Here is a 25,381-nt window from a genome sequence, read left to right as displayed (position 1 = left end):
CGACCGGCCTCAGCCGGTCCGGGCTCGCAGCGGCGCCACCGCTACCGCGGCGTTCAACGGCTCCGGCGGTGTACTGCGGCGAATGTGGCGGCGCCGCAGCGCCTTCTCCGCCTCGACGGCGATCGGGATCAGCAGCGACCAGCCGAGACAGGCCAGCCACTGCCCACCCGTCAGCGACCTCGTCATCAGCAGGTCCTGCAGAAAGCCCAGCTGCACGGCCAGGACGGTGACCACGACCGGTATCGACAGAATCTTCAGGGCGCCGAGAATCGGTGCGGTGAAACCGGATTCGGGGTCGCGGCGCATCGCCAGTCCGGCGAGGACAGAGCCCAGCGACAACACCACGAAGGTCGTCGTCATCGGCACCGAGGCGGTGTCCGTGCTCATCTCGCCGGGCGCCAGCAGCATGGCGGCGAGGGCGACCGCGAACTGCAGCACACCGTAGATCAGCCACTGCGTGAACGCGGTCCGGTTGGCGATCGGCATCGCCGGATCGCGGGGCGGTTTGTTCATCAGATTCGGTGGCGGGGGATCGGTCATGATGACCGCCACCGGGAACAGCGTGATGAAGAAGTGCTGGAACAGCACCATCAGCGGGGTCAGCGCGACACCGTGGTTGATGTCGAAGATGCTGGCCACCAGAAACAGCAGCACCAGGGAAAACAGTTTCGACATCTGGTACCGGATGTAGGACACGATCTTGTCGTAGATGCTGCGGCCCAGGCGAATCGCGGTGATCAGGGTCCCGAAGTTGTCGTCGGTGAGCACCATCTTGCCCGCCTGTTTGGTGACCTCGCTGCCCGAACCCATCGCGACGCCGATATCGGCCTTCTTCAACGCGGCGGCATCGTTGACCGCGTCGCCGGTCATCGCCACCACCGCGCCGCCACGTTGCATCACGCCGGCCAGCCGCAACTTGTCCTGTGGGGTCACCCGGCCGAATACGTGCAGATGCGGCAGCGCCTCGGCCAGTTGCTCGTCGGTCATGGCTTGCAGTTCGGCGCCGCCGACCGCCCCCGGCCCCAGCCCGAGCTCGGCTCCGATCGCGGCGGCGGTGATCGCGTGGTCGCCGGTGATCATGCGCACGTCGATGCCCGCCTCGTGGGCGATGCGCACCGATTCGACCGCCTCGGGCCGCAGCGGGTCGATGATGCCCGCCATGCCGACGAAGGTGAGATCCTCGACCATCGACATGGGGTCGGCCCGTGCGGCGTCCTGCTGACCGTCGAGGATCCGGGCAGCGAAGGCCAGGACGCGAAGCCCCTGCTCCGACATGGTGCGCATCGCGGCGGTGATCTCGGCGCGCGCCTCGTCGATCGGCACCTCGGTGCGGCCCGGGCGGTACGCGCTCGCGCAGCGGGCCAGGACCATATCGGGTGCGCCCTTGACCAATTCGACGAATCGAGTCTCACCGTCGACGCGCAGATGGTGGAAGGTCGCCATGAATTTGTAGGCCGAGTCGAAGGGCACCGCGACGACGCGCGGGTAGTCGCGGCGGGTGAGCGGAGCGTCGATGCCGAGTTTGGCCGCCAGAACCACCAGCGCGGCCTCGGTCGGATCGCCGACCACCTCCCCGGTGTCGGACACGGTGGCATCGCTGTCCAGGCACAGCCCGTAGGCGAGCAGGGTGAAATCCGGGGTGTCCGCGCCGGCGGCCTCGGTGACGGTTCCGTTCTTGCTGTAGCCCTCTCCGGTCACGCCGTACCACCGGCAGTGGAAGAACAGCGAGCGCACCGTCATCTGGTTCATGGTCAGGGTGCCGGTCTTGTCCGAGTTGATGGCGCTGGTCGCGCCCAGCGTCTCGACATCGGTGAGGTTCTTGACCACGGCCTTGGCGTCGGCGAGACGGCGGGCGCCGTAGGCCAGCATCGCCTGGACGAAGGTCGGCAGCCCGGTGGGAATCGCGGAGACGCCCATCGAAATGCCCAGCAGCAGTACCGCTGTCACATCCTGACCGCGCAGCGCGCCGATCACCACGATGATCGCCACCGCCGTCCACGCGATCACACCCAGCAGTTTCGTCAGCGAATCCAGCTCCCGCTGCAGCGGTGACCGCGACGGGGCGACCGCGGACAGCATGGACGCGATCCGTCCCATCTCGGTGTTCATCCCGGTTTCGGTCACCACCATGGTCGCGGTTCCTCGGGTGATCGAGGTGTTCTGATAGACCATGTCGCCGCGGTCGCCGAGCGGCACGTCCGCGGCGGCGAGGGTGCCGGGATCCTTGGCGACGGGGGCGCTTTCACCGGTGAGCGCCGCCTCCTGGGTTTCGAGGGTCGCGGAGGTGACGAGCCGGCCGTCGGCGGGGACGATATCGCCGGCTTCGAGCTGGACGATATCGCCGGGCACCAGCTCGAGCGCGTCGAGCTGGATCAGCACTCCGTCGCGCAGTACCCGCGCCTGCGGCGACTGCATCTTCGCCAGGGCGTCCACGCTCGCGCGCGCCACGAGTTCCTGCCGCGTGCCGAGCACCACGTTGAGTACGACCAGCACCGCCACCACGACGGCGGTCGGAATCTCGCCGATGACGACGCTGACCACCACCACCGCGATCAACATCAGGTTCATCGGATCCCGGAGCTGGCGCAGCGCGACGGTCCACGGCGCCGGTGCGGGTTCGGCGGCTATCTCGTTGGGGCCGTAGCGTCGACGCCGCTCCTCGGCCGAGGCGGAGGTGAGTCCGGCGTGCCGGTCCGAGGACAGCGCCGCCACCACGGCGTCGGCGTCGCGGGCGTGCCAATCGGCCGGTTCGGGAGCCGGCGGACCCGCCGACGAACTCTGGGGCACCGCTTGTGTGGCCGCCATAACGCTCGTCCTTTCCCTCGGCGCGCGAATCCTCCTCAGATGACCGTTACCGGGTGGGTGCCGCGCGGACGGATGCGAGGCGAGGGCGCCGCTGTTCCGGCCGGCCGGATGCTGATCGCTTGCCGCGCCGCCTTCTCGACCAGAAGGGGGACGAAGTCGTGTACTCGTGCATCGGAGAACCGCTTGTGGATGCCGCGCACGATGAGTTCTATGTCCCCGGGCGGGACGGACGGGTGGCTGGCGATCAGCCGCCCGATGACTTGTTCGACCTGAATCAATTCCTCATCGCCGGTCATCGGTCCATCGTCTGCCCGGCGACGAAGCCCGTCAAGGCACGAATTGGACGCGAATTTCGACCGCGGCTTGCCTTTTCGTGGTTCGTCCTGTCCGTCGCCGATATCCGCTCCGCGGGAACACCGCTTGATCTGCGATATTCAGCACGGGAAGCGATGGCGGCAGTGGTACTCCGGCGGCGTCGCGGATCGGAGGAAAGGAGTCGAATCGCACGGAGATGAGGGCGAATTGCTTTCGGTTTCCAGCTGCTTCGATTTGTTCGAGGAACAGATAATCAAATCGATCGAGTTGATCGCTACGGTAATTCGACAACGAATATTCGGAACGAGGTGGCATTCGACTCCGGCGCCTCCCGGACGATGATCGCCCGTCGCCTCGGGTGGCGTTGGCGTTCCGCGGATCTCGCCGGTGAGCACCTCGGGAACTCGCGTTAGCGATGAGATTGCCGAAGCTCGTCTCCGAGATTGTTTCGATGCTGCCGCACGGCGCCGGTCGCCGGATTCGCGCTCAGCCGCGAGCGATGGTGTCGCGCAGCAGGGTCCGGCACAGATGATCGGCGCGGCGGGTGGTTTCGGGCTGGCGGTACCTCGGCGCCAGCGCGAGAACCTGGGCGCAGGCGGTGTCGAGGGAGATGCGATGGCCCACCGAGACGTACACCGGTTTGATCCCGGGCTGGGTGCGCAGGGCCCGGCCGACCACCTCGCCATCCACGGTGATGTCGGCGACCGAACCACGCGCCGCATCGGGCTCGCCGCAGTCACCCCACACCGTCTTGGCGACGCCGATGGACGGCAGCCCGGTCAGCACGCCCAGGTGGCATGCCAGCCCGAAACGCCGCGGGTGGGCGATGCCCTGGCCGTCGCACACCAGCAGATCGGGCGTGGTGCCGAGGCGCTCCAGCGCGGTCAGGGTGGTCGGCAGCTCCCGGAACGCGAGCAGGCCGGGGACGTACGGAAACCGCGTCGTGCCGTGGGCGACGGCGGTGTCGACGGTTTCCATCGTGTCGATATCGAGGACCACGACGGCGGCGACCACCGCGCCGGACTCGTCGTAGGCCGAATCCAGGCCCGCGACGGTGCCGAATCGCGGCGGCCGCGGGTCGTGGGTGAGCACCGAATCCCGCAATCGCTCCTGCAGTGCCGCAGCCGCTTCCGGGTCGGCGGGCAGTTCCGGAGTCATCGCCAGGCGCACGGTCAGCACCGCCCGACACGTGGTCGTGGGATGTACATCCGGTGAATCCTCCTGAACACGACGGTGGGCGCCGGCCTTCGGCCGGTCCACGGTAACCACATCGGCCTCCGAGCGGAAAACCCCGGATGACCGGGCACACCAGGGGGCCGCGCTCAGCCCGGCCCGGCAGCGGTGCGGTCCTGGTCACAGTCGGTCCGGGCGGTCGCGGACCCGGGGCGCGCCGGTCACCGGCAGGGGTGTCGGTGCTCTCACAGGTCGCTCCCGTACCGCCCGCACTAGACTCGGCAACGAACGGGTGCACCAGACGCAGACGAAAGTAGGCAGCCGAACGTGAGCACAGCCATCACCCTGGGGATGCCGGCCGCACCGGCGGCGGTCCTCGCACCGCGGCGTAAGACGCGACAGCTGATGGTGGGCACGGTGGGAGTGGGCAGTGATCACCCCATCTCCGTCCAGTCGATGACCACGACCAAGACCCACGACGTGAACGCCACGCTGCAGCAGATCGCGGAGCTGACCGCATCGGGCTGTGACATCGTGCGCGTGGCCTGCCCGCGGCAGGAGGATGCCGACGCGCTGCCGATGATCGCGAAGAAGTCGCAGATCCCGGTGATCGCGGACATCCACTTCCAGCCGCGCTACATCTTCGCCGCGATCGATGCCGGCTGTGCCGCCGTGCGCGTCAATCCGGGCAACATCAAGGAGTTCGACGGCCGGGTCAAGGAGGTCGCCAAGGCCGCCGGTGCGGCCGGGATCCCGATCCGGATCGGCGTGAACGCCGGCTCCCTGGACAAGCGCATGCTCGAGAAGTACGGCAAGGCCACCCCCGAGGCGCTGGTGGAGTCGGCGCTGTGGGAGGCGAGCCTGTTCGAGGAGCACGGCTTCGGCGACATCAAGATATCGGTCAAGCACAACGATCCGGTGGTCATGGTCGAGGCCTACCGGCAGCTGGCCGCGCAGTGCGACTACCCGCTGCACCTGGGCGTCACCGAGGCCGGACCGGCCTTCCAGGGCACGATCAAGTCGGCGGTGGCCTTCGGTGCCCTGCTCAGCGAGGGCATCGGCGACACCATCCGGGTATCGCTGTCCGCGCCGCCCGCCGAGGAGGTCAAGGTCGGTGGGCAGATCCTCCAGTCGCTGAATCTGCGGCCGCGCAAACTCGAGATCGTGTCCTGCCCCTCCTGCGGACGTGCGCAAGTCGATGTCTACACCCTCGCCAACGAGGTCACCGCGGGTCTGGAAGGTCTCGAGGTGCCGCTGCGAGTGGCGGTGATGGGTTGTGTGGTCAACGGTCCGGGTGAGGCGCGCGAGGCCGATCTGGGTGTCGCCTCCGGCAACGGCAAGGGCCAAATCTTCGTGAAGGGCGAGGTCGTCAAGACCGTGCCCGAACATCAGATCGTGGAGACGCTGATCGAAGAGGCCATGCGCATCGCCGACGAGATGGGTACCGACGCCGAAACCGGCGAGCCCGTCGTCACCGTCGGATGATCGCCGGACGCGGATAGGGGAGTGGGCGTGTCGCGCGCCGGCCGCATTCTGTCCCTGGAGCCGAGCAAAGCCCCCGCACGCAGGCGACGTTCATGGCAGGCTGGGAGCGTGCGGAGTGTGCTGGAACCGTCGCGCCGGTCACGGATTTCCGGTGCTCGTCAGCTCGCGGATCGCGATCTGGCGCAGGTGCTGGAAGTGCTGGACACCGATCCGGTGGCCGGGTGCATGGTCGCCGCGCGCCTGCAGGAATACGGTCTGGACAATCGCGGCGGCGGGGAACTGTGGACGCGGGGCACCCCGGCGGATTCGCTGTGTTTCTCCGGCGCCAATCTGGTGCCGCTGCGCGGGACGACCGACGATATGCGCGCCTTCGCCGACCGCGCGGCCCGCTGGCCGCGGGTGTGCTCCTCGGTGGTGGGCCGCCAGGAATTGGCGTTGCCGCTGTGGGAGATGCTGGAGCAGCGGTGGGGTCCGCCGCGCGAGATCCGCGCCGATCAGCCGCTGCTGGCCCTCGACGGCCGTGCCCAGGCCATCCCCGATCCGAAGGTGCGCCGCGTGCGCGGTGACGAGCTGGAACGGTATCTGGTCGCCGCGGTCGCCATGTTCACCGAGGAGATCGGCGTCGATCCGCGGGCCGGTGACGGTGGTCGCGGATACCGGCGTCGCGTCGCGAGCCTCATCGAAGCGGGCCGCGCCTGGGCGCGCTTCGATGACGGTGAGGTCGTCTACAAGGCCGAGGTGGGGGCCATGTCCCGGCGGACCGGCCAGATCCAGGGCGTCTGGGTGCATCCGCAGTGGCGCGGGCGCGGCTTGGGCACCGCCGGGACGGCCGCGGTCGCCGATGCGGTGGTCGCGGCGGGGCGGACCGCGAGCCTGTACGTGAACTCCTACAACGAGGTCGCTCGCCGCGCCTACGCCAAGGTCGGCTTCCATCAGGTCGCGACATTCGCGACGATCCTCGTGGACTGAACGCCAGGTTCCGCCGCGCACCGGGCAAAACCAGTGTGTCGCAACGTTTACCAGCGACCGGCTGGCTACCATCGGTGGCGATGTCGAAGTCGAGATGTGCGCCGCGCGCGTGGGCGCCCCGCGCGCTGGTGCTGAGTGCGGCCGCCGCCGTGGTGATAACGGCGGGCGCGTGTTCGTCCGGACCGCAGGGGCCGGTCGCCGCCGCCGACTCCTTCTTGGCGGCCTTCGCCCGGCAGGATCCGGCGGACGCCGCCGATCTGACCACGCAGCCCGAGAAGGCCTCGGCGGCACTGGCTTCGGCGTGGCAGAACCTGCAGGCACAGCACCTGACCGCGCACACCGGATCCGCACGCGTCACCGGCGATACCGCCACCGTCGACTACACCTACGAGTGGACACTGCCGAAGGACCGCGTCTGGACCTACTCCGGGCAGTTGCAGATGGGCCGCAGCGGCGGGCAGTGGAAGGTGCGCTGGAGCGCTTCCGACATCCACCCGAAATTGGGTGACACCCAGAATCTGCACCTGCGCACCACCCCGGCGCCCCGCGCCCGGGTCAACGAACGATCCGGCAGCGACGTCCTGGTTCCGGGTGTGGTGCACCGGATCTCGTTCACGGTGTCCGACGCCCCGGACCCGGGTTATGTGGCCGGTGCGCTGTCGGCCGCGCTGAAGCAGTTCGACGACACCGTGACCACCGACGCGATCCTGGCCGCCGCCCGCAGACAACGCGGCACCGCACTGGTCCTGGGCCTGAGCGACTGGGAATTCGATCAGGTCAGTGGACAGTTGCTGGGACTGCCCGGGGTGACCACCGACCGGCAGTGGGACCTCATCCCGGCCGACCGGCATTTCGCGCCCGATCTGATGACCCAGATCCGCAAGACCATCATCGACGAGGTCGACGGCAAGGCCGGCTGGAGCGTGGTCACCGTGAATGCCGACGGTGTCGACACCGATGTACTGAAAGAGGTTGCGCCGCAACCGGCACCGTCGTTCTCGCTGAGTATCGACCGCACCGTGCAGAACGCCGCGCAGCGGGCCGTCGACCCGCGCCGCGAGCAGACCATGATGGTGGTGATCCAGCCCTCCACCGGAGCGATCCTCGCGGTGGCGCAGAACGAGGCCGCCGACACCGACGGTCCGGTCGCGACGACCGGGCTGTATCCGCCCGGCTCCACCTTCAAAACCGTCACCGCCGCCGCCGCGATGACCGCCGACATCGCGAACCCGGATACCGTCGTCCCGTGCCCGAGCCGAATCGTGGTGGGGGAGCGCACGATTCCGAACTACGACGAGTTCTCCCTCGGCGATGTGCCGATGTCGACGGCGTACGAGCGTTCCTGCAATACCGCCTTCGCGAAATTGGCCAGCGAACTGCCGGGGACGGCACTGACCGACGCGGCGGCGCGGATGGGCGTGGGCCCGGACTACACCGTCGCCGGGTTGCCGACCGTATCGGGTTCGGTACCGCGCGCCGACGACGAGGTGGTCCGCACCGAGGACGGGATCGGCCAGGGCAAGGTAGTGGTCAGCCCGTTCGGCATGGCGCTGGTGGCGGCGACGGTCGCGCACGGATCGGCGCCGACGCCGTATCTGATCGCCGGGCACGAGACGGCCGTGCACGGCGATCGGCCGAGCCTGTCGCCGCAGGTGGTGCAGGGGCTGCAGGCGATGATGCGCAAGGTGGTCACCGGCGGTACGGCGGAGCGGATCGCCGACCAGGGTGAGGTGTTCGGCAAGACCGGTGAGGCGGAGGTCGACGGCGGATCGCATTCGTGGTTCATCGGCTATCGCGGCGATCTGGCGTGGGCCACGCTGCTGGTGCGCGGCGGAAGTTCCGACAATGCGGTCGCGGTGACCAGGGATATGCTGGCGGCTCTGCCGCCGGGGAGTGCCTGAAACAATCGTGACCGGACGCTCGGCGCGTCCGGTCACGGGGGTGAAAGCTGTGTAGTTCGGATGCCGTTTATTGTCCCTGCACCTCCGTTCCACCGACGGGTGCCGAGGTCGCGTGCTCGGTCGGGGGTGACGCCCCGGCCGAACCGTCTCCCAGAATCTCCACGGCCCCGGTCCCGGCGAGGATCATCCCCGCGGTGATCAGCGTGAGCGTCGAACGCTTCATGGTCTTCTCCCTTGTCGGTGAGTGAGAGCCACTGGCATCGAACCATCGGGTTCGCCGACTATTAGCCGACCTGGAAAACCGTAAACCGGCGAACCGCGCGCCGACAACCCCCTGTGCCCGAATGCGCAGCGGAAAAGTCCATGAAAAGCCTGGTTACACCTTCAATTTCTAATTCTGTTCGGCGCGGTGCAAGCTGGCCGACAGATGGTGTTGCTTCGGTTGCCCGACGGCCGCCATTCGCAGCTTGTAATCGATCGTGTCTCCGGACAGATGGATCGAGCGGCCCAGTGCGGTGACCGACTTCGCCGTACTGGAGTTGCCGATATGTGTGGAATCGAGTTCGAGCCGCAGCCCGTCCTCGGCGACGGCGACCCGCCCTTCGCAGATCTCGGTGATCCCGGTGGGATGGGCGAGGATCAGTTCGACCCGGTCCGCGCCGATCGAGCGCAGATAGCCGGTCTCGGCGTGCAGCGAGCGGCCGTCGCCGGCGTGGCGGGTGCGCTGCCGGTAGGTGAGGAACGGCCGGCCGACATGGCCGAACCGGATTTCCTCGTGATAGTCGAACGGCTCGATGGTCGGGTACTCCCCGTGGCCGGAGCCCCGCCAGGTGCCCAGCAGCGGAGCCAGATGGGCGATATCCGGATGGGGGGCGACGGCGGGCTGGGGTTCGAGCACGGCGCACAGCTTAGTTCCCCGCGCCGCAGAAGTTGGGAGGACCGCGCGGCCTGGTCCGGTTCGTCCGGGACGAGACCCGGTAGGTCGCGACATACATCGCGAATCGGACGGCGCTTTGCGCGGAGATCGCGCCGCGGCGGCCTCGGGTCTGGTGTGATGGACGGATGCCGACCGGGTGCGAACGGAGCAGGCGATGACCGTGCGAATCCAGGCGATGCCGCGGCGGGGCGCGCACGCCGTGCTACGCGGCTGGTGGCTGCCGTGCTGGGTGCTCACCCGGCGCCAGATCCGGCCGTCGCTGCGCAACGGCGAGGTGCTCACGGCGGTGCTGGCCCCGACGGTGTTCACCCTGGGGTTCTACGTACCGCTGAATCGGGTGATGAGTTTCGCCGGGCACGGGGCGAGCAGTTACGCCCAGTTCCTGATGCCGATGATCGTCATGCAGGCGGTGTCGTTCTGCGCGTCCGCGGCCGCGCTCCGCGCGGCGGTCGATGCCCGGGACGGTCTCGATGCCCGGCTGGCGACCATGCCCATTCCCTCGATCGCGCCGTTGGCGGCCCGCACCGCCGCCACCGGATACCGCGTCGCGATCGCGTTGGCGGCGGCGCTGCTGGCCGCGCACGTGATCGGTTTCCGCTTCGGCGGAAGTAACTGGGAGACATTGGGTTTCGTATTGTTCGCGGTGTCGGTCGGGGTGATGCTGGGACTGTTCGGTGATCTGCTGGGTGCGCTGTCGAAGTCGCCGGAGGCCACCACCCAGGTGCTGATGCTGCCGCAATTGATTCTCGGCATGGTGTCCACCGGGTTCGCGCCGGCCTCTCAATTCCCGCCGTGGATTCAGGGTTTCGCGCGGAATCAGCCGGTGTCGCAGTTCGTCGACGCGATGCGGGCGCTCGCGGGTGACAAGCCGGGTTTCGCGACGGCGGTGGACCGGTCGACGATCGGGCCGGGTGTGGTGTGGACGGTGGCCGGCCTGCTGGTCTTCGGCGTCGGGTCGGTGGTGCTGGCGATACGGAGGCAGCGATGACGGGGGCGGGCACCGCGGTGCGCGAACTGGCGACCGTGCAGGTGGATACCGAGCGCTGGCGATATCTGCTGCCGCAGACCCTGGTGCAGACCGGCCGGTTGTTGCGGCGCTGGCGCCGCGATCCGCTCACGACGGCGCAGATCCTGGTGTTCCCGGCGCTGCTGCTGGTGATGCTGAATACGGTGCTCGGCCGGCAGATCTCTTCGTTCTCCGGGGTCGACGCGCTCTATGGTTCGGTGCCGATGGTGACCGTGGTGTCGGTGATGTCGGGATCGCTGGCCGGGGCGGTGACGCTGGGCCGCGAACGCGACGCGGGTCTGCTGGGCCGCTTCTGGGCGCTGCCGGTACACCGCGCCTCGGGGTTGCTGTCGCGGCTGCTCGCCGAGGTCGCCCGGATCGTGCTCTGCACGGTGGTGCTCTTCGCGGTGGGCATGGCGCTCGGTTTCCGGTTCCACCGTCCCGCCGCCGCACTCGCGGTGCTCGGGGTGCCGCTGCTCTACGGAATCGGATTCGCCACCATGGTGACGGCGGTGGCGGTGTATTCGGCCAAAACGTTCGTGGTGGAGGCCATTTCGCTCGGATCCTCGCTGCTGATGTTCTTCAGCACCGGATTCGTCCCGCTGCCCGCCTATCCCGACTGGGCGCAGCCGATCGTGGCCCATCAGCCGCTGTCCACTGCGATCGACTCGATGAGCGCGCTGGCGCTCGGCGAGTCGGCCCGCGGGCCGTTGTGGGCGACGGTGGGATGGTCGGTCGGTGCGATGGTCGTGTTCGCGGTGCCGGCGGCGGTCGGATTCCGGCGTGCCAGCCGGCAGTGAGCGGAACCCGGCCGGCGTCGCTCAGCGCAGGCCGTCGGCGATCTCGTTGATCATCTCCGCGGAGTCACGCGGGCTCAACGCCATCGCGCGCAGCTGGTCGAACATCACGCCGAAGCGCCGAATCTCGTTGTGGCCCTCGACGATATCGTCGCCTGCGATGCCTTCGACGTAGACCAGTTCGGGGTCGGCCGGATCGGGGAAGTCGAGGACGACGAAGGAGCCGACCATCGCCGGATGCGCACCGGCGCCGAACGGCAGCACCTGCAGGATGACATTGCGCTTGTCGGTGTCCTCGGTGAGGCGCAGCAACTGTTCGCGCATCACCTCGGGCCCGCCGACCACCCGGCGGATGGCGGCCTCGTCGAGGACCACCCACAACTCCAGCGGATTCCCGTCGCGGGTCAGCACCTTGGAGCGCTCCACCCGGGCCCGCAGGCGCTGTTCGATCACCGAGGTCTCGACCTTCGGCATCGCGGTGTCCAGCACGGCCCACGCGTAGCGCTCGGTCTGCAGCAGGCCGGGGATGAACGAGGTCTGGAACAGACGCGCCGACAGCGCCTCGGTCTCGAAGTTGATGTAGGCGGCGTAGACCTCCGAGACGGCCGCCTCGAACGGGCGCGACATGCCCGGCTTCTGCGCCTCCATCAGCAACTGCACCGCGTCGGAGCGTTGTGGTTCGCCGATGCCGTACAGGTCGAGCATCGCGGTGAGGGTGCGTCGCTGCGGGCGCGCCTGCGCGGTTTCGATCCGGTAGAGCGTGGTGACGTTGATGCCGGTGCGGGCGCTGACCACCTCCTTGCTGATCCCCGCCTGCTCACGCATCTCCGACAGCAGTGCGGCGAGCCGCCGCAGCTGAACCGTCAGCACCGTGCGTTTACCTGCCATCGCGCGCGTACTCCTTGTGAGATTCGGGACGCTCGAGCACGTTCCACGGATATGGGAACGGTCGGGCGAGCATACCGCCCGCCGCGCAGGTCCCGGCGCGATCGTGCCCGCGTGGGAATATCCGCGATTGCCCGCGGATTGCAGCAGGAGAAATACGGTGGAACGGAGGTCGATCGCCATGGCGTCGACGGCAGTGGAGGCGGTGCGGGTCGTACGGTCCGGGCAGCGATACGGCTGGAAGAACGAATGGCTCGATTCCCGGCAGTCGTTTCTCGCGACCGGCAATTTCGATCTCGCCGCCAACGCGCACGGAATGTTGCTGGTGCACAACGAGGATGTCGTCGAGGCCGGTGCCGGTTTCGACACGCATCAGCATCTGAATACCGAGATCGTCACGTGGGTCCTGGAAGGCACTGTGGTGCACCAGGATTCGGCAGGCCACACGGGCCTGATCCGTCCCGGTCTGGCGCAGCGCATGAGCGCGGGAACCGGCATCCTGCATTCCGAGCGCAACGGCGCGGTGTACGGCGAGCGCGCGAACCTGCACGTGGTGCAGATGTGGATTCCGCCGGACGAGGCCGGTCGGCCGCCGAGCTATCAGGAAGCCGATGTCGAGGCCGGTCTGTCGCACAACGAGTTGGTCACCGTCGCATCCGGAATGCCCCGGCACCGCGGCGAGACGGCGATAACCCTCGGCAACCGCTACGCGGCCTTCCATGTCGCACGGCTGGACCCGGGCCGTTCGGTCCTGGTGCCGGAGGCGCCGTTCGGCCACATCTTCCTCGCCCGCGGATCTGTCGTCTTCGAGGGCACGGCCGACGGGCGGACGACCTTGTCCGCCGGTGACGCGGTCCGCACCACGGCCACCGGCGGGCAACGCATCACGGCCGTGGTGCCGAGCGAGGTGCTGATCTGGGAGATGCACGCGAGTACGAGCTGATCCGGCCGGACCGGCTCAGCCGCCGGCGGTGATCGAATGCTCCTCGGCGAAGACCTTCCGGCAGCCCGGGGCGCAGAAGGCGTAGTCGACGCCGTCGTGAGTCAGGGTGAAGTGCGCGGTCGCCCACTCCACGGTCATCCCGCACACCGGGTCGATCACATGGCCTTCGGGCACGTCCCGGTGATCCTCGGCCGGGTGGTAGTCCTGGGTGATCAGCCGGGTGATCTCGGTTCCGGAGGTCGCATGTCCCAGCGTGCCGACATTGCCCTCGCGCAGGCCGATGATCTGCACCAGGCAATGCGGGTCACGGGACAGCCGGTCCGGATCCGGTTCGGTCGCGGCGACGGCCGCGGTGATCGCCGCGATCACATGCGTGCCCAATCCTTCCGTGTTGCTCCAGGACCCGGGCACCGTCACGCGCGCCAGATAACGCGGCGCGGCCGAGAGCTCGGGACCGCCGGTCGCCCACACCTCCGGCGTGTGGATCAGCACGTGGGTCAACTCCCTGGCGCGATCCAGAACCTGATCGGGCGCCGACTCGCCGGTGGTCAGGGCGTGCAGGATGCGTTCGGCCAGTGCGGCGCGGCGCTCGCGCGCCGGTGTGGCCTCGGAGAGGAACAGTTCGACGGTCATCATGAGCGGAGTTCCTTTGCATAGGACAGCACTTCGTCGACCGTCCACTGGTCGTCGGCGTGTGTGCCGTAGTGGGAGGCGGCGAGGGAACCGTCGGAGGCGATGAGGAAATCGGCGGGCAGGCCGAGGCGGCCGCCCTGCGGGGTGCCGCGGGGGGTGGGTTGTGCGCCGCGTGCCATCGGGCCGACGGCGCTGCCGATCGCCAGTGCGATACCGGGCCACGCCCGCGGGTGCAGCAATGCGCGAGGTGCGGATTCCACGCCGAATTCGCGATACAGAGTCTTGTCCGGGTCGGCGATCAGGTCGAAAGGGATATCGGCGGCATAGTCGGTCAATTCGGCTGCCGCGGAATGGAAGACGGCGACCTCGCGGATTCCGGCGGCCTCGATCTCGGCATGCCGGGTGACGAAGGTGCGCAGATGGCGATGGCAGATGGGGCATCCGGCGAACCGGCGGAATTGCAGATGAATCAGGCGATCGGGATCGGGGACGGGAATCGGTTCGCCGGTGACCGCGGTCAGGGTCCGGCTCGCGACGGTGGTGGGTGCCGACATACATGCTCCTCGGTAGGTAGGTGTACCTCGTACGCCTACGGACCAGTATGCGCGTATCTTGTACGCTGTCAATCCGTGCCCCGCCCTCGCTCGCTGACCACCGCGGACCTGTCGACGGCGGCCCTCGCCGTGATCGACCGCGCGGGCCTGCCTGGTCTGACCATGCGCGCGGTGGCCGCCGAACTGGGTATGGCCACTATGGCGCTGTATCGCTATGTGGCCGACCGGGAGGCTCTCGAAGTGCTGATCGTCGACCGGCTGCTCGGCGACGTCGATGTGTCCACCCCCGTCGACGCCGACTGGCGGGCGGCGATCGCGGTATTGCTCGAGCGCATGCGGGCGGCGGTCGCGGCCCATCCGGCGGCGGCGCCACTGGTGCCGCGGCATCGGCACGCGAGTCCGGCCGCACTGCGATGGATGGATGCCACCCTCGCCGCACTCACCGCGGGCGGTTTCACGGGGCGGGAGCGAGTGATAGCTCAGCGGACGCTGGTGGCCTTCCTGCTCGGCTGTCTGGAGAACGAACACCATGCCGCGATCGGCGGTGCGGGCACCGCGGCAATTACTACGCTGCCGTCGGCCGACTATCCGTACCTCATCGAAACCGCCGCGCAGGCCCGCGACATCTCGGCCGAGGAGGAGTTTCGCGGCGGTCTGGAGATCGTTTTGCGTGGTTTGTCGCCACACTGAGCGCGCCGCATGATCACTGCCGACGCGCCGTGGCGGGTTCCGGCCATGGACGGACGGCCCGTGAAATGATTACCAGCACAGTCGTTCTCGAGGCATCACCGCACGTCGCGGGCATACCCTGACGCCGGGAAGACTGTGACCACACCGTGATTCCAGCAATGCGGACGCAATCTTGCGTTCTTGCATATGCAAGAGCAGAATCCGATCTACCCTTGAATTCGCCACATTCGATCCGAACGACGGACGAGCGAAATCCGGAGATCAGTGATGACGGTGCGACGATGACGACTTCGATTGCCAGTGCGTTACCCGCAGCCCCGCAATTGTTGTGCGCCTTCCAAGGTCGGCGATTCCCGGACCGTGAACTCTTGCGGTCCGCGCGGGCGCTGGCCGAACTGCACACCCGGCGCGCGCAGATCGCCGACCCGATTCTCATCGCGGAAATCGACTGCCGCCGCGGCGAACTCATCGACGACATCAACGAATGGGTCGAACGCGAATTGCCGGGTTATCGCACCGGCGTCGCGCTGCGCACCGATGTCCTCGGGCCGATGGTGGACCGGATGGCCGGCAGCTGGGTCGCCGCCAACCGTGCCATCGACCGCGACGGCGCCCGCAGCGACACCACCCACAAGCACTGGTATCACCTCGCCGAACTGGTCGACGGCTATACCGACCTCGTCAGCGGCGTCACCGTGCCGCCCGCACGGTAACCCCAGCGCACAGCGGCGTCGCCGCCGTGGCCCCGCCCCGGGGCGGATAGTCTGAATACATGTCTGTGCGCACCCGCAAGCCGCTCGCCCCCGGAACGCTCTCGCCCGTGCGCGAGGTGCCGCGCTCGATCGAGCGGCCGGAGTACGCGTGGAAGAAGACCGTGAACGAGGGCCGCGAACCGTGGGTGCAGACGCCGGAGACCATCGAGAAGATGCGGCTGGCGAGTAAACTGGCCGCCCAGGCGCTGCAGGAGGCCGGTAAAGCCGTCGCCCCGGGCGTCACCACCGATCACCTCGACGCGGTCGTGCACGACTATCTCTGTGATCACGGGGCCTACCCGTCGACCCTGGGTTACAAGGGTTTCCCCAAATCCTGCTGCACCTCGCTGAACGAGGTGATCTGCCACGGCATTCCGGACTCCACGGTGATCGAGGACGGTGACATCGTCAATATCGACGTCACGGCCTACATCAACGGCGTGCACGGCGATACGAACGCCACCTTCCTCGCCGGTGACGTCGACGAGGAGGCCCGGCTGCTGGTGGAGCGCACCCACGAGGCCACCATGCGGGCCATCAAGGCGGTCCGGCCCGGTCGTGCGCTGAACGTGATCGGGCGGGTCATCGAGTCGTATGCGAACCGTTTCGGCTACGGCGTGGTCCGCGACTTCACCGGCCACGGTGTCGGCCCGACCTTCCACAGCGGCCTGGTGATCCTGCACTACGACCAGCCCGCCATCGAATCGGTCATCGAGCCGGGTATGACCTTCACCATCGAGCCGATGATCAACCTCGGCGGTATCGATTACGAGATCTGGGACGACGGCTGGACCGTGGTCACCAAGGACCGCCAGTGGACCGCGCAATTCGAGCACACGCTGGTCGTGACCGAGGAAGGCGCCGAAATCCTCACGCTCCCATGAGGTTCGCCGCTGCGGCCGCCGCGGTGACGCGGTGAACGGCGCGCTGTTGATCGCCGGCACCACCTCCGATGCCGGCAAAAGCGTGGTGGTGGCCGGCATCTGCCGGATGCTGGCGCGGCGCGGCGTGCGGGTGGCGCCGTTCAAGGCGCAGAACATGTCCAACAATTCGGTCGTAACCCTCGACGGGGGTGAGATCGGCCGGGCACAGGCGTTGCAGGCGCGCGCCTGCGGCATCGAACCCAGCGTGCGGTTCAATCCGGTGCTGCTCAAACCCGGCAGCGATCGCCGCTCCCAGCTGGTGGTGCGCGGTATCGCCGTCGACACCGTGGGCGCCCGTGACTATTTCCGGCACCGGCGGCGGTTGCGCGAGGTGGTGGCCGGTGAACTCGCCGCCCTGCGTGCCGAATTCGACGTGGTGATCTGCGAGGGCGCCGGCTCACCCGCCGAGATCAATCTGCGCGCGACCGATCTGGCGAATATGGGTCTCGCGCGGGCCGCGCAGTTGCCGGTCCTGCTGGTGGGCGATATCGATCGCGGCGGGGTGCTGGCGCACCTGTTCGGCACAGTCGCGATTCTCGATCCCGAGGATCAGCGGCTGATCTCGGGCTACATCGTCAACAAGTTCCGCGGCGACGTGGAATTGCTGCGACCGGGGCTGGACCAGCTGACCGCGCTCACCGGCCGCCCGACGCTCGGGGTCCTGCCCTACAGCGACGAGTTGTGGATCGACGCGGAGGATTCGCTCGGCACCGTCGCCGACGCCCCGGTCGGCCGCCCGCGCCCGCCGGTGGGCACCGAATGGCTGAGCGTCGGCGCGATCCGGCTGCCACGCATCTCCAACTCCACCGATATCGAGGCGTTGGCGTGCGAACCGGGCGTCTCGGTGCGCTGGGTGAGCGACCCGTCGCGGCTGGCCGGTGCCGATGTGGTCGTCGTTCCGGGGAGCAAATCCACCGTCTCGGATCTGAACTGGTTGCGCCGCACCGGAATCGCGGACGCGATCGCGGCCCACGCCGGCGACGGAAAGCCGGTGCTGGGCATCTGCGGTGGCTATCAGATGCTCGGCCGCCGCATTCACGACGACGTCGAATCCGGGGCGGGCGAGGTTGCCGGTCTCGGCCTGCTGGACCTCGAGATCGAATTCGCCGATCCGAAGGTGCTGCGACGCAGTGCCGGCCACGGCGCGGCGAGCGGGGGAGCCGTCGCCGGAATCCCGTTGTCCGGCTATGAGATTCACCACGGCCGGGTGCGGCGCAGCGGTGATCCGGCCTGGGTCGAGACCAGCGGTGTCGAGACGGATCCGGAGGGGCGCGAAGGCAGCGTGCGTGGGGCCGTTCGCGGCACACATCTGCACGGGCTGCTGGAATCCGACGAGTTCCGCCGCGCCTGGCTGCGGGAGGCCGCGCGGCAGGCCGGTCGCACCGGCTTCGCGGTCGCCCCCGATACCTGTGTGGAGGCGGTGCGTACCGCTCAATTGGATCTGCTCGCCGACCTGATCGAGAAACACCTCGACGTCGCGGCGCTCGAGCGCCTGATCAGCGACGGCGCACCCGCGGGGCTGCCCACTCTCACCGTCGGCCGGTGAGTGCCGGTCCGGTTGCGCGCGGCGCTCCGGAACCGTTCGCGGGCCGATGCCGTACTCGCTCGATGTGCCGCGGTCGAGTTTCCGGTGCCGGGGCCGCCCACCTCACAGCGGTGCGATCCGCGTCATCACCGGGCGATGAACGTGGCCGAGGACATGGCGTGCGCCCGTCCGCTCCCGTGTAGCGTTGATCGGCATGGAGACCCGGCGAATCGCGGTCGGTGACCGCGCCTGGACCGTACGAGTCGGCGGGCCGGAGTCCAGGCATACGGTGCTGCTGCTACCCGACGCCGGAGCTCCGGCCGACGTTTACGACCAGGTGTGCGAGCGACTGCACAATTCCGATCTGCGCACCATCACGGTGGAGTCGATCGACGGCCTGGACAAGGCCGCGGTCTACGCCATCCTCGACGATCTCGGCGTGGCCTGGGCCAATCTGGCCGGTTACGGCGCGGGCGCGGAACTGGCCTGGCAGCTGGGCGCGCGCGGCTTCGGCCGATTCGTCGGACTGGTGGTGGCCGGGCGACCGCATCCGGCCGTGGCCGTGGACGGAACCGCCGCCGATGCCACCTGCCCGGCAGTGGAGTTGCCGACCACCGTCATCGCCACCGAGGACCTGCCGCGCGCGGTCGCCGATTCCTGCGGTCGCCACGTCTTCGGCGAATTCCGTGTCACCCAGGTCGACACCGCCGAGGTGCCGATCAAGGCCGATCACGAATTCGCCACCGAGATCGTGCTGCGCTCGGGTCTGTGGTGAGCGCGAGCTCCGAATAGAACTGCGGCGAACACCCTGCGCGGCAACGTGATTCAGGCGCGGAAGTCGCGCAGCCAGCTCAGCCACGCGTCCAGCTCGGTGAACGCATGGGAGCGCACCTCCGGCGCCGACAGGAACACGTCGTGGCGAGCGCCCTCGATCGGCACGATGTTGGTGCGCCCGCCCAGACATCCCGACCAGCGCTGAATCTGGCGCACGTCGAGCACCACATCCGACACATCGGCGGCCGGGCCGTACTTGCGCATGAACTTCGTCACCTTGGACCGCAGAATCAGCGCCGGAACGCCGACGTCGAGCCCGCGATGCAGCTCCGCATGGCCCCTGCGGATGGCGCGCAGCCAGCCCAGATGCACCGGGAACCCGGCCAGCGGCTTCCAATCCAGGTTGTAGTCCCATTCGCCGGAGACGCTGGTGTGCAGGCTGTCACCGTAGGTGCTCAGCTCGCCGCCGGGCAGGCGGGTCATCGCGCGCAACCGGCCCACCCCGCCGATCACGGCGGTGCCGATGTGGCGGTAGTAGGCCGGGCCCTGCAGATCGAACCAGGGGCTGTTCAGAACGAGTCCGGTGATGCCCTGCTCGGCGGCGTCGCGGCGGTTCAGCCACAGCGGCAACACCAGACCGCCGGTGGAGTGCGCCATCAGCAGCACCGGCAATCCGGTCTCCTCGCGCACGATCTGCACCGCGCGATCCAGTTCCGCGTCGTAGAGCCGCAGGTCGCTGACGTAGTGCGCGGTCTGGCCGGGCCGGCGGGAGCGTCCGCACTTGCGCAGGTCCAGAGCGTAGAAGCGGTAGCCGCGCGCGCTCATGTGCTCGGCGAGGTGCTTCTGGAAGAAGTAGTCGGTGAAGCCGTGCACGTACAGCACCGCACCGGCGGCCGGCTCGGCGATATCGGGCTCGTGGCGGACCAGGGTGGCGTCGACGACGCCCTCACCGTCGGGATCGGGCCCGAGCGGAATGGTCAGCTGCCGATATTCCTCGCCCAGAACATCGGGCTGCCAGGCGTGGGTGGTCGACGGGGCCAGGGGCGTCTCGTTCGTCACAGCTTCACGATATTCGACCCGCTCAGGGGCGTGCACGGCGAGCCGTGCCGAACCTGCATGTGTGACGGTTTCGGAAACGGGCATGGTGAGGGGCAGAATCAAGTTGAAGTGAACGGCGGGTAACCTCATTACCCGCTCACCAAGTGCCCGCGCTGGACAAGGAAGTCGATCACCCCGTGCCGAACGCTGCGATGACTGAAAAGACCGATGTAGTCCTCATCGGTGCCGGCATCATGAGTGCCACCCTGGGCGCACTGCTTCGCCAGTTGCAGCCCGACTGGTCGATCACCATGTTCGAGCGGCTGGACGCGGCCGCGCCCGAGAGCAGCGACCCGTGGAACAACGCGGGCACCGGCCACTCGGCGCTGTGCGAGCTGAACTACACGCCGCAGGCCGCCGACGGTTCGGTCGACATCACCAAGGCGATCGATATCAACGAGCGCTTCCAGGTGTCGCGCCAGTTCTGGGCCTACGGCGCCGAGAACGGTGTGCTCGCCGACCCGTCGGGCTTCATCAATCCCATTCCGCACGTGAGCTTCTGCCACGGTGCCGACGGTGTGGACTATCTGCGCAAGCGCCACGCGGCGCTGTCGCGGCACCCGCTGTTCGAGGGCATGGAGTTCATCGACAGCCCGGACGAGTTCACCCGCCGCCTGCCGCTGATGGCCCGCGGCCGCGACTTCTCCGAGCCGGTCGCGCTGAACTGGACCCAGACCGGCACCGATATCGACTTCGGCGCGCTGACCAAGCAGCTGCTGGCCTACCTCGGTTCCTCGGGCGTGGAGATCGCGTTCGGCAACGAGGTGCGCAACCTGTCCAAGAAGTCCGACGGCAGCTGGACGGTCAAGGTCCGCAACACCCGCACCCTCACCACGCGCACGATCGACGCCAAATTCGTCTTCGTCGGCGCGGGTGGGTACGCGCTGCCGCTGCTGCAGAAGGCCGGCATCAAGGAAATCCAGGGCTTCGCCGGATTCCCGGTCAGCGGCCAGTTCCTGCGCTGCACCAACCCCGAGCTGATCGCCAAGCACAACGCCAAGGTGTACGGCAAGGCCGCCGTCGGTGCGCCTCCGATGTCGGTGCCGCACTTGGACACTCGCGTCATCAACGGCAAGCCGGGCCTGCTGTTCGGCCCCTATGCCGGCTGGACCCCGAAGTTCCTGAAGGACGGTAAGTTCAGCGACCTGTTCAAGTCGGTGCGGGCCGGCAACGTCACCCCGATGCTGGGTGTCGGCGTCACCGAACTCGGCCTGGTCAAGTACCTCGTCAGCGAGCTGCTGAAGTCGCCGTCGGGCAAGGTGAACACCATGGAGGAGTTCATCCCGCGCGCCGACGGTCACGACTGGGAGCTGATCACCGCCGGTCAGCGCGTGCAGATCATCCGGCGCAAGGGGGTGGGCGGCGTCCTGGAACTCGGCACCGCGGTGATCGCCGCCGGTGACGGTTCCATCGCCGGACTGCTCGGCGCCTCGCCCGGCGCCTCCACCTGTGTCAGCGCGATGATCGACGTGCTGCAGCGTTGCTTCCCGAGCGAATACGCCGACTGGACACCGAAACTCAAGGAAATGGTGCCGTCGCTGGGTGTGAAGCTCTCGGAGAACCAGGCGCTGTTCCACGAGGTGTGGGACTGGTCGACCAAGGCCCTCAATCTCAACGGCAGCGGCCGTGCCGACAACACGCCGATCGCCGCTGGGGTCGCGCACAGCTGAATCATGTGATAGCAAGACGCGATGATGTCAACGGTTGCGCTCAAACGGTCGTGGGCCGCGGATCTCGATACCGCGACGCTGTACAAGCTGTTGAAACTGCGCGTCGAAGTGTTCGTCGTGGAGCAGAAATGCGCTTATCCGGAACTGGACGGGCTCGATCTGCTCCCCGAGACACGCCACTTCTGGCTCGACGACGAGGGTGAGATCATCTGCACCCTGCGGCTGCTCGAGGAGCACCACAACGGGGTCAAGTCGTTCCGCATCGGCCGGTTGTGCACCACCCCCGAGGCGCGCGGTCACGGCTACACCACCCGCGTGCTGCAGGCGGCCATCGCCGAAGCCGGTTCGGCGACAGTGCGTTTGAACGCCCAGACCTATCTGGTCGACCTCTACACCAAGCACGGGTTCAAACCCGACGGTGAGGAGTACGAGGAAGACGGGATCGCGCACATCCCGATGCGCAGGGGCTGAGTGGCGGTCCACCGCGGAGATGTCGGCCCCGTATCCCGTTCCCGGGTGCGGGGCCCTCTCGTGCCGGGGTGCGGGTTGTCAGTCCCGCAACGGATTCGGTGCCGGATCGCTGTCCGCACCGCACAATTCGCGGGCGAGCATCGTGGCGCCGGCGACCGCACCCGGCATCAGGACGATCGCCACGAACGGCACGAGGAATGCGGCCGCCAGCGGAATGCCGAAGCCCCACGCCAGCATTCGATGCGAACGCAGCATCGTCAGATGTTCGCGCAACTCGATTCCGCGGCGCAGCATCGCGACCGCGGTCAGTTCCTGCGCCAGGAAGAACCCGGCCACGCAGACCCCGAGCACCGGAACGACGGTCTGCCCGACGAGCGGCAGGAATCCGGCGCAGAACAGCGCCACACCCCACACCGCGGCCCGGATCAGAATGCGCACCCCGTCGCGGGCCCCGATCCACACCTCCCGCCACAGCGGCAGTCCAGATTCCGGCGCACGCCCGTCGGCCGACAGTGACCGGTCCACCCGTTCCGACAGTGCCTCGTAGAACGGCTGGCCGATCACCAGCGTCACCGCGGTGAACGTGATCACCGCCAAGAACAGCCCCAGCAGGACCAGCAGCACGGCCAGGCCGCCGCGCAACAGGCCGGCCCACGGCGACGACCAGTGCGCCGCGAACGGCGTCGCCCACGCCACCAGATCCCCCGCGAACCACACCAGCGCCACCAGCAGCCCCAGATACAGCACCATCGAGACCACGCCCGGCAGCAATCCCAGCCCCAGCTCCCGGCGATGCGCCACGGCCCACCGTTGCCCCCGCATCAGATACCCGAAGCCCCGCACCACATCCCGCACCCGCCCAGCGTATTCGGCGGTGAGGGGCGCGCCGAATGGTGTTGCCACTGGTGGTGCGGCGGATCGCTGCGGGGGAGCGGCTCTAGCGGACAGGGCAGCCCGGTGCGGGGGCGGAGAGGGGCGCGCATACAGTGGGGGCGTGTCCGATTTCCGAGGTGATTCCGCATCGGCTGTGTCCGCGCATCACGACGGTGAGGCGGGGTTTCCGTTCTCGGCGGTGGTGGGGCAGGAGCAGCTGCAGCTGGCGCTGATTCTGTGTGCGGTGCATCCGGGGATCGGCGGGGTGCTGGTGCGCGGGGAGAAGGGGACCGCGAAATCGACCGTGGTGCGGGCGCTTGCGCAGTTGTTGCCGCCGGTGGCCGACGAGAGTGGGCAGCGGCCCGCCCGGCTGGTGGAGTTGCCGGTCGGTGCCACCGAGGACCGGGTCGTGGGATCGCTGGATCTGGAGCGGGTGCTGCGCGACGGGGAACAGGCGTTCCGGCCGGGGCTGCTGGCGGCCGCCCATCACGGCGTGCTGTACGTCGACGAAGTGAATCTGCTGCACGACCATCTGGTCGACGTCCTGCTCGACGCGGCGGCCATGGGGCGGGTGCACATCGAACGTGACGGGGTGTCGCATTCGCATCCGGCGCGATTCGTCCTGGTCGGCACCATGAACCCGGAGGAGGGTGAACTCCGCCCGCAGCTGCTGGACCGCTTCGGCCTCACCGTCGACGTCGCGGCCTCCCGCGATGTGGACGTGCGGATGGCCGTGGTGCGCCGCCGCCTCGACTACGAGGCCGATCCGGCCGGCTTCGCGGCCGCCTACGCCGCGTCCGACCGCGACGTCGCCGAGCGCATTCTGGCCGCGCGCGAACGCCTCGCCGAGGTGGCGCTCGACGATATCGAACTGCGCCGGATCGCGGCGTTGTGCGCCTCCTTCGACGTCGACGGCATGCGCGCGGATCTGGTGGTGGCGCGGACCGCGACGGCGCACGCGGCGTGGCGCGGAAGTGACCGCGTCACTGCCGACGACGTGCGTATCGCCGCGGAACTGGCACTGCCGCACCGTCGTCGGCGTGACCCGTTCGACGAACCGGGTATCACCGACGAACAACTCGACGATGCGATGCGCGATGCCGAACAGGAGGCCGAGCGGGCCCGCGCCGAGCAGAGTCGAGCCGCGGAAGACGAAACACGGAGCGACGCAGCGGAATCGGAGTCCGATCCGCAGCGCGAATTCGATCATGACCAGCGCGAGCCGGATACGGACGCCGGAGCTCCCGAGCACAACGGCTCCGACGGCGGTCCCGGCGACGAGGGCCCCGACGACGACGGTCCCGGCTCACCGGGCGGCGGCCCGCGCGGCGGCGCCCGCGAGGGCAATGCGGCGGCCCCGGCGAATTCCGTTGCCCGCCCTCCCCACTGGGAGATCCCGGGGGTCGGGGAGGGCGCTCCCGGACGCCGATCCCGCGCCCACACCCGGCACGGCCGGGTGGTGCGGTCGGTCATCGATACCTCCACCGGCCTGCATCTGCTGGGCACCCTGTTCGCCGCAGCGCCCCATCAGCATGCCCGCGGCCGCCTCGACGGCCCGCTGGCACTGGAGGCGGCCGATCTGCGGGGCGCGTATCGCGAAGGGCGCGAAGGCAATCTGGTGGTGTTCGTGGTCGACGCCTCCGGGTCGATGGCCGCCCGCGATCGTCTGTCGGCGGTCACCGGGGCGGTGGTGGCCCTGCTGCGCGACGCCTATCAGCGCCGCGACAAGGTCGCCGTGATCACCGTGCGCGGCAGCGAGGCCGAACTGGTGCTGCCACCGACCTCCTCGGTGGACATCGCGGTCCGCCGCCTCGCCGATCTGCGCACCGGCGGCAAAACCCCGCTGGCACAAGGTTTGCTGAAGGCGCGCGAGGTGGTGGCCCGCGAACACGTCCGCGATCCGCAGCGCCGCGCGATGGTCGTACTGCTCACCGACGGCCGCGCCACCGGCGGTGTCGACCCGATCCCGCGTGCCCGCGCCGCCGCCCGCCTGCTCGCCCGCGACGGTGTGGCCGGTGTGGTCGTGGACTGCGAGCGCGGCATGGTCCGGCTGGGTCTGGCCGCCGAATTCGCCCGGGAACTGCGCGCGACCTACCTGCGCCTCGGCGAGCTCACCGGCGATTCGGTCGCTGCCGCGGTCAAGTCCGGGCTGCCGCATCACCTGGCGGCGTGAGCGTTCGATCGATATCGTCCGCGACCGGT

Annotated in this window: 24 protein-coding genes; 14 read left to right on the top strand and 10 right to left on the bottom strand. The window is 68.6% G+C overall.

The annotated features are described in order from the left end of the window. Nucleotides 1–9: 9 nt before the first annotated feature. The 3 genes from C8258_RS13970 to nfi form a co-directional block, all read right to left on the bottom strand. Nucleotides 10–2,805, bottom strand: coding sequence for a cation-transporting P-type ATPase (locus tag C8258_RS13970; protein ID WP_106955560.1), 2,796 nt, complete (start codon nucleotides 2,803–2,805; stop codon nucleotides 10–12). A gap of 35 nt (nucleotides 2,806–2,840) precedes the next feature. After that, complete coding sequence (locus C8258_RS13965; RefSeq protein ID WP_233225081.1) at nucleotides 2,841–3,101, bottom strand: three-helix bundle dimerization domain-containing protein; 261 nt, start codon at nucleotides 3,099–3,101, stop codon at nucleotides 2,841–2,843. Nucleotides 3,102–3,606: 505 nt separating this feature from the next. Continuing rightward, nucleotides 3,607–4,389: a deoxyribonuclease V gene (gene nfi / locus C8258_RS13960; protein WP_233225080.1), complete on the bottom strand. Its 783-nt coding sequence runs from the start codon at nucleotides 4,387–4,389 to the stop codon at nucleotides 3,607–3,609. 255 nt (nucleotides 4,390–4,644) lie between these two features. On the opposite strand from nfi, the gene ispG reads away from it, so the two are divergent. The 3 genes from ispG (at nucleotide 4,645) to C8258_RS13945 (ending at nucleotide 8,648) form a co-directional block, all read left to right on the top strand. Further along, nucleotides 4,645–5,778: a flavodoxin-dependent (E)-4-hydroxy-3-methylbut-2-enyl-diphosphate synthase gene (ispG, locus tag C8258_RS13955; protein WP_210743744.1), complete on the top strand. Its 1,134-nt coding sequence runs from the start codon at nucleotides 4,645–4,647 to the stop codon at nucleotides 5,776–5,778. A 108-nt stretch (nucleotides 5,779–5,886) separates the two neighbouring features. After that, the gene (locus C8258_RS13950) at nucleotides 5,887–6,747 is read left to right on the top strand and encodes a GNAT family N-acetyltransferase (protein WP_106955559.1); all 861 of its coding nucleotides are present in this window, start codon (nucleotides 5,887–5,889) and stop codon (nucleotides 6,745–6,747) included. Between the two features lie 80 nt (nucleotides 6,748–6,827). Continuing rightward, complete coding sequence (locus tag C8258_RS13945) at nucleotides 6,828–8,648, top strand: penicillin-binding transpeptidase domain-containing protein (protein WP_106955558.1); 1,821 nt, start codon at nucleotides 6,828–6,830, stop codon at nucleotides 8,646–8,648. Nucleotides 8,649–8,715: 67 nt separating this feature from the next. Here the strand turns inward: C8258_RS13945 and C8258_RS32610 are convergent, their stop codons facing one another. Both C8258_RS32610 and C8258_RS13940 read right to left on the bottom strand, forming a co-directional pair. Then, on the bottom strand, nucleotides 8,716–8,871 hold the full coding sequence (locus C8258_RS32610) for a hypothetical protein (RefSeq protein ID WP_157104394.1): 156 nt from the start codon (nucleotides 8,869–8,871) through the stop codon (nucleotides 8,716–8,718). Between the two features lie 168 nt (nucleotides 8,872–9,039). After that, nucleotides 9,040–9,555, bottom strand: a complete 516-nt coding sequence (locus C8258_RS13940) for a peroxynitrite isomerase (RefSeq protein WP_369974756.1) — start codon at nucleotides 9,553–9,555, stop codon at nucleotides 9,040–9,042. A 184-nt stretch (nucleotides 9,556–9,739) separates the two neighbouring features. Between C8258_RS13940 and C8258_RS13935 the strand changes: the two genes are divergently transcribed. Together C8258_RS13935 and C8258_RS13930 are read left to right on the top strand one after the other, a co-directional pair. Continuing rightward, nucleotides 9,740–10,573, top strand: a complete 834-nt coding sequence (locus tag C8258_RS13935) for an ABC transporter permease (RefSeq protein WP_106955556.1) — start codon at nucleotides 9,740–9,742, stop codon at nucleotides 10,571–10,573. Further along, nucleotides 10,570–11,391, top strand: coding sequence for an ABC transporter permease (locus tag C8258_RS13930; RefSeq protein WP_106955555.1), 822 nt, complete (start codon nucleotides 10,570–10,572; stop codon nucleotides 11,389–11,391). The genes C8258_RS13935 and C8258_RS13930 overlap by 4 nt, the downstream gene beginning before the upstream one ends. Before the next feature lie 21 nt (nucleotides 11,392–11,412). On the opposite strand, the gene C8258_RS13925 is transcribed toward C8258_RS13930, so the two are convergent. Beyond that, the gene (locus tag C8258_RS13925; protein WP_036503530.1) at nucleotides 11,413–12,276 is read right to left on the bottom strand and encodes a helix-turn-helix transcriptional regulator; all 864 of its coding nucleotides are present in this window, start codon (nucleotides 12,274–12,276) and stop codon (nucleotides 11,413–11,415) included. Nucleotides 12,277–12,454: 178 nt separating this feature from the next. Between C8258_RS13925 and C8258_RS13920 the strand changes: the two genes are divergently transcribed. Further along, nucleotides 12,455–13,216: a pirin family protein gene (locus C8258_RS13920; protein ID WP_106955554.1), complete on the top strand. Its 762-nt coding sequence runs from the start codon at nucleotides 12,455–12,457 to the stop codon at nucleotides 13,214–13,216. A gap of 15 nt (nucleotides 13,217–13,231) precedes the next feature. Here C8258_RS13920 and C8258_RS13915 read toward each other — a convergent pair whose 3' ends face one another. Both C8258_RS13915 and C8258_RS13910 read right to left on the bottom strand, forming a co-directional pair. Beyond that, complete coding sequence (locus C8258_RS13915) at nucleotides 13,232–13,852, bottom strand: YHS domain-containing protein (RefSeq protein ID WP_106955553.1); 621 nt, start codon at nucleotides 13,850–13,852, stop codon at nucleotides 13,232–13,234. Beyond that, on the bottom strand, nucleotides 13,849–14,403 hold the full coding sequence (locus C8258_RS13910; RefSeq protein ID WP_106955552.1) for a peroxiredoxin-like family protein: 555 nt from the start codon (nucleotides 14,401–14,403) through the stop codon (nucleotides 13,849–13,851). Before C8258_RS13910 ends, C8258_RS13915 begins: the two co-directional genes overlap by 4 nt. A gap of 75 nt (nucleotides 14,404–14,478) precedes the next feature. Here C8258_RS13910 and C8258_RS13905 point away from each other — a divergent pair, with 75 nt between their 5' ends. The 5 genes from C8258_RS13905 to C8258_RS13885 all read left to right on the top strand — a co-directional run bounded on the left by C8258_RS13905 (nucleotide 14,479) and on the right by C8258_RS13885 (nucleotide 19,068). Next, nucleotides 14,479–15,093, top strand: a complete 615-nt coding sequence (locus C8258_RS13905) for a TetR/AcrR family transcriptional regulator (RefSeq protein WP_106955551.1) — start codon at nucleotides 14,479–14,481, stop codon at nucleotides 15,091–15,093. A 281-nt stretch (nucleotides 15,094–15,374) separates the two neighbouring features. Further along, nucleotides 15,375–15,806 (top strand): hypothetical protein, encoded by a 432-nt coding sequence (locus C8258_RS13900; RefSeq protein ID WP_106955668.1) that lies wholly within the window; start codon nucleotides 15,375–15,377, stop codon nucleotides 15,804–15,806. Nucleotides 15,807–15,865: 59 nt separating this feature from the next. Continuing rightward, nucleotides 15,866–16,729 carry a type I methionyl aminopeptidase gene (gene map / locus C8258_RS13895; RefSeq protein ID WP_106955550.1) on the top strand — a complete coding sequence of 288 codons (864 nt, stop codon included), beginning with the start codon at nucleotides 15,866–15,868 and terminating at the stop codon, nucleotides 16,727–16,729. 31 nt (nucleotides 16,730–16,760) lie between these two features. After that, the gene (locus C8258_RS13890) at nucleotides 16,761–18,314 is read left to right on the top strand and encodes a cobyric acid synthase (protein ID WP_106955549.1); all 1,554 of its coding nucleotides are present in this window, start codon (nucleotides 16,761–16,763) and stop codon (nucleotides 18,312–18,314) included. A gap of 193 nt (nucleotides 18,315–18,507) precedes the next feature. Further along, complete coding sequence (locus tag C8258_RS13885; RefSeq protein ID WP_039779602.1) at nucleotides 18,508–19,068, top strand: hypothetical protein; 561 nt, start codon at nucleotides 18,508–18,510, stop codon at nucleotides 19,066–19,068. 50 nt (nucleotides 19,069–19,118) lie between these two features. Here the strand turns inward: C8258_RS13885 and C8258_RS13880 are convergent, their stop codons facing one another. After that, nucleotides 19,119–20,126: an alpha/beta hydrolase gene (locus C8258_RS13880; protein ID WP_233225078.1), complete on the bottom strand. Its 1,008-nt coding sequence runs from the start codon at nucleotides 20,124–20,126 to the stop codon at nucleotides 19,119–19,121. Between the two features lie 191 nt (nucleotides 20,127–20,317). Between C8258_RS13880 and mqo the strand changes: the two genes are divergently transcribed. Next, nucleotides 20,318–21,835 carry a malate dehydrogenase (quinone) gene (gene mqo / locus C8258_RS13875; protein ID WP_106955547.1) on the top strand — a complete coding sequence of 506 codons (1,518 nt, stop codon included), beginning with the start codon at nucleotides 20,318–20,320 and terminating at the stop codon, nucleotides 21,833–21,835. Between the two features lie 21 nt (nucleotides 21,836–21,856). After that, the gene (locus tag C8258_RS13870; protein ID WP_039779600.1) at nucleotides 21,857–22,306 is read left to right on the top strand and encodes a GNAT family N-acetyltransferase; all 450 of its coding nucleotides are present in this window, start codon (nucleotides 21,857–21,859) and stop codon (nucleotides 22,304–22,306) included. Nucleotides 22,307–22,384: 78 nt separating this feature from the next. Here C8258_RS13870 and C8258_RS13865 read toward each other — a convergent pair whose 3' ends face one another. Next, nucleotides 22,385–23,161, bottom strand: a complete 777-nt coding sequence (locus C8258_RS13865; protein WP_106955546.1) for an EI24 domain-containing protein — start codon at nucleotides 23,159–23,161, stop codon at nucleotides 22,385–22,387. 139 nt (nucleotides 23,162–23,300) lie between these two features. Between C8258_RS13865 and C8258_RS13860 the strand changes: the two genes are divergently transcribed. After that, nucleotides 23,301–25,352: a magnesium chelatase subunit D family protein gene (locus C8258_RS13860; RefSeq protein WP_233225077.1), complete on the top strand. Its 2,052-nt coding sequence runs from the start codon at nucleotides 23,301–23,303 to the stop codon at nucleotides 25,350–25,352. Nucleotides 25,353–25,381 lie beyond the last annotated feature (29 nt).

The organism is Nocardia sp. MDA0666 (assembly GCF_003023875.1).
Classification (GTDB): domain Bacteria; phylum Actinomycetota; class Actinomycetes; order Mycobacteriales; family Mycobacteriaceae; genus Nocardia; species Nocardia aobensis.
This window is presented reverse-complemented; position numbering and strand designations above follow the sequence as displayed.